Below are 3,595 nucleotides of genomic sequence, written 5' to 3'. Positions count from 1 at the left end.
CTCAACTGGCTGTTCATAACCGTAAATATAATGCTTTTCCTATGCGTCCGCTTAAATGGCAGTCACCTAAAAAGGTACTGCATGATTTTTTGTCCCTCGGTGTAACATATCTTTGACAAACCTACAGTTATAAAATTTCCTAATATGTTTATTTCATTTGGAGTGAGGTTTTTGGCTAATGCAACTGCAATAGTGTTTGCGAGCATTGTAATTTGAAGCCCTTGCTGCGCTGAACTATCCAAAAATATCACTCCAAAGTAACTTGGTTTATATCAGATATATATTTATTTTAAGTTCAGCTATATCTATTTTATGATGAGCATTAAGGCTCGGGTTATATTACATTTTATGATTATTTGTCTAATATGTGCAAAAAAACTATATGAAAAATCAAAATATAATGATATAATAATGACTGGTCAAAATAAAATAATACAAGATAGATTGAAATTAATAGGTGAACTAAATGCCAGACGAATTTTCGAGGACAGAATTATTATTAGGCAAAGAGGCGATTAATAAATTAAAATTAAGTAATGTGGCTATATTTGGTATCGGCGGAGTTGGGTCATTTACTGTTGAAGGATTGGCCAGAGCGGGGGTAGGTTCGTTTATCCTGATTGACGATGATAGAATATGCCTTACCAACATCAATAGACAGATTCATGCGACAAGGAAGACAATCGGAAAATACAAAGCTGAAATAATGCGAGACAGGGTTCTCGAAATCAACCCCCATGCAAAAGTTGAAGTTATAAAGGAATTCTATTCTGAAAAAAACGCTGACCTGTTTTTTGAAGGTCGTGAAATTGATTATATTGTTGATGCCATTGATACAGTAAGTTCTAAACTGGATCTTGCAGTGCAGGCAAAAAAACGGAATATTCCTATAATCAGTTGTATGGGTGCCGGCAATAAGCTTGACCCAACGAAATTTGAAGTTGCCGATATCTATGAAACAAGCGTATGCCCACTGGCAAAGGTAATGAGGCATGAACTAAAACGGCGCGGAGTAGATTCACTGAAGGTTGTTTATTCAAAAGAACCTCCGATAAAACCAATTGAAACAGAGCATACAAGCTGCAAATATCATTGTGTGTGCCCTGAAGGCACAACACGAAAATGCACCGAAAGGCGGCAGGTTCCCGGCAGTGTATCCTTTGTTCCATCAGTCGCTGGTCTAATAATTGCTGGAGAAGTAGTTAAAGATTTGATACGCAGTAAATAAAATTCTGTAATATAGCAAATAAAATAATTATTTAATACATGTATTTTGTTTAGTAAACCGATTTAGTAACAGACATTTGCAAAAAAGAAAGGAACGGTTTCCCGTTCCTTATAATGCAAAATTCAATGAATTATTATTTGTGGAGCATCAGTTTTGCAGCTTTGTAAATGTCACCACATCCAAGAGTTATCACAAGGTCGCCGCTTGAAGCATTTTTGAGTATATAATCCGCAATGCTTTGAAAATCGGGGAGATAAACACTTCCTGGTATTTTGGCGGCTAAATCCTTTGAATATACATTGTAAGTATTCTTTTCGCGTGATCCCATGATCTCAGCAAGGACTACCCGGTCAGGTATTCTCAGCACTCTTGCAAAGTCGTCCATAAGCATGGCGGTTCTTGAATAAGTAAACGGTTGAAACACAGCCCAAACTCGCTTGAACCCAATTTCTTTTGCGGCTGTAAGAGTTGCTTCCAATTCCGCTGGATGATGCGCATAATCGTCGGCAATAGTTATTCCATTTACTTTGCCGAGAATTTCAAAACGCCTTCCGGCTCCTGAGTATTCGTTAAGTCCCTTTTCTATAGCTTCGGCTGGTGCGCCGGCAATATAAGCTGCTGCAGCGGCTGCAAGAGCGTTAAGTACATTGTGACGTCCTGGGATCTTAAGTTTGATGCTGGCGATTTTTATACCGGCATTAACGATATCAAAATAGAGGTGGCTGCCTGGCTCCATTTTTATGTTTTCGGCCCTAAAATCACATTTGTCTGAAAGACCAAATGATATTTTTTGTGCCTTAACGTCAGCCAGTGCTTTGATGGTATTTTCATCATCGCCGTTATAAATAATCGCTCGTGAAGTCTGATTAGCAAAAATATTAAAATGGGCAATTAGATTTTCAATAGTTTTAAAATATTCAAGGTGGTCGTTGTCAATGTTTAGAATAATAGAAACCGCAGGGTGAAGATGTAGGAATGAATCATTGAATTCGCAGGCTTCGCACACCATCAATTCGGATTTGCCGACGCGGCTGTTTCCGCCGATGAGAGGGAGCTTTCCTCCGATTATAGCTGTTGGGTCAAAATCAGCATAAAGTAGAATTTGAGTAAGCATGCAAGAGGTTGTGGTTTTGCCATGTGTTCCTGAAACTGCTATAGTATCTTTAAATTTATCAGCTATAAGTCCTAATAGTACCGCTCGTTCAATAACAGGTATTCCCTTAGAGCGGGCGTAGACAAGCTCAACATTGTCGCTGTGAACTGCAGCGGTATGGACAACCAACTCGGCGTCGCCTATATTTTCAGCTTTATGCCCAATAGTAACGGGTATTCCAAGTTTCCTAATCCGTGAAAGATTATCAGATTCGTTATTGTCGGAACCGGTTAATTGATAACCTTTGCTATTCATTATTTCAGCTAAGGCACACATTCCAGCTCCGCCAATACCTACAAAATGTAATCTTTTCACTTTACTTAATATATCAGGGTCGATTATCACTATGTCATAACTCCTTTCAAATCATTTAACATGCACACTTATTATACGTCCTTCTGTGTTTAAAATAAACCTTTTTTTACATAAGATGCATAATATTTGTGCAAAGGAACATAATACCAATTGTTACATTTAAGTTTTATGTAACGGTTTACTGCATTTTTCAGTTCGTTTGAGAAATTGGGATAAGACAAAATAGGAGGTTCAGCTATGAATATCACGGATATAAAAATAAGAAAGATTTTCACTGAGGGAAAGGTCCGCGCAGTCGTTTCGATAATTCTTGATGGTGATTTTGCAGTTCACGACCTTAAGGTTATCGAAGGTGTTGAAAGGCTTTTCGTGGCAATGCCTAACAGACGTTCAGAGGATGGGAGATTCCAGGATATTGTCCATCCGATCTCAACAGAAGCAAGAACACAGCTTGAAGCAGTTGTTCTCGAGAAATATAGAGAAGCAGTAGCAGCTGCCGAAGAGCAAAAGAAAGAGGCTTAAACTGTTTTGAGCTAACAGTTTTGTTAGGCACTCTATAGAGATAAAAAATAAATGCAAGTAAACCGCGTGTATTATGTTAATAATGATTTGAAAGTATGACGTTTGAGTGATAGAACATATAAAAATTCTGAAAAAATCGGGTGCACAACATAATAATTCATTTGATAAGCATCCTTTGTTTATAGCGGCGGGTTATTCCCGCCGTTTTACTTTTGTTATGTTTCAAAAAAAAGCAAATTATGTTATAATGGATAAAGTATAATATTTTTCGCAAATTCATAGAAGTCCAATAAAAATGACATGGACGTAACCGTTTGGTAGAATTAAGTTAGCACACAAAATACCAACCAAAGGAGGTTACGTACCATGTCAGATAA

General features: G+C 37.6%; 3 protein-coding genes. 2 read left to right on the top strand and 1 reads right to left on the bottom strand.

What is annotated here, in order from left to right; genetic code table 11:
• The first annotated feature begins 466 nt into the window (after positions 1-466).
• On the top strand, positions 467-1,228 hold the full coding sequence (locus V6C21_RS09800) for a tRNA threonylcarbamoyladenosine dehydratase (RefSeq protein ID WP_034835603.1): 762 nt from the start codon (positions 467-469) through the stop codon (positions 1,226-1,228).
• A 133-nt stretch (positions 1,229-1,361) separates the two neighbouring features.
• Here V6C21_RS09800 and murC read toward each other — a convergent pair whose 3' ends face one another.
• Positions 1,362-2,720, bottom strand: coding sequence for a UDP-N-acetylmuramate--L-alanine ligase (murC, locus tag V6C21_RS09795; RefSeq protein ID WP_479268927.1), 1,359 nt, complete (start codon positions 2,718-2,720; stop codon positions 1,362-1,364).
• 213 nt (positions 2,721-2,933) lie between these two features.
• On the opposite strand from murC, the gene spoVG reads away from it, so the two are divergent.
• The gene (gene spoVG, locus V6C21_RS09790; RefSeq protein WP_034835606.1) at positions 2,934-3,218 is read left to right on the top strand and encodes a septation regulator SpoVG; all 285 of its coding nucleotides are present in this window, start codon (positions 2,934-2,936) and stop codon (positions 3,216-3,218) included.
• The last annotated feature ends 377 nt before the right edge of the window (positions 3,219-3,595 follow it).

It is taken from the genome of [Clostridium] cellulosi, assembly GCF_036762875.1.
In the GTDB taxonomy this organism is placed as follows: domain Bacteria; phylum Bacillota; class Clostridia; order Oscillospirales; family Ethanoligenentaceae; genus Ruminiclostridium_D; species Ruminiclostridium_D cellulosi.
The sequence above is the reverse complement of the archived record's forward strand: the minus strand, read 5'-3'. Positions and strand labels throughout refer to the sequence as shown.

Excerpts from the sequence above, each read along its gene's own strand:
- V6C21_RS09800 (WP_034835603.1), top strand. The coding sequence starts at position 467 with ATGCCAGACGAATTTTCGAGGACAGAATTATTATTAGGCAAAGAGGCG.
- spoVG (WP_034835606.1), top strand. The coding sequence starts at position 2,934 with ATGAATATCACGGATATAAAAATAAGAAAGATTTTCACTGAGGGAAAG.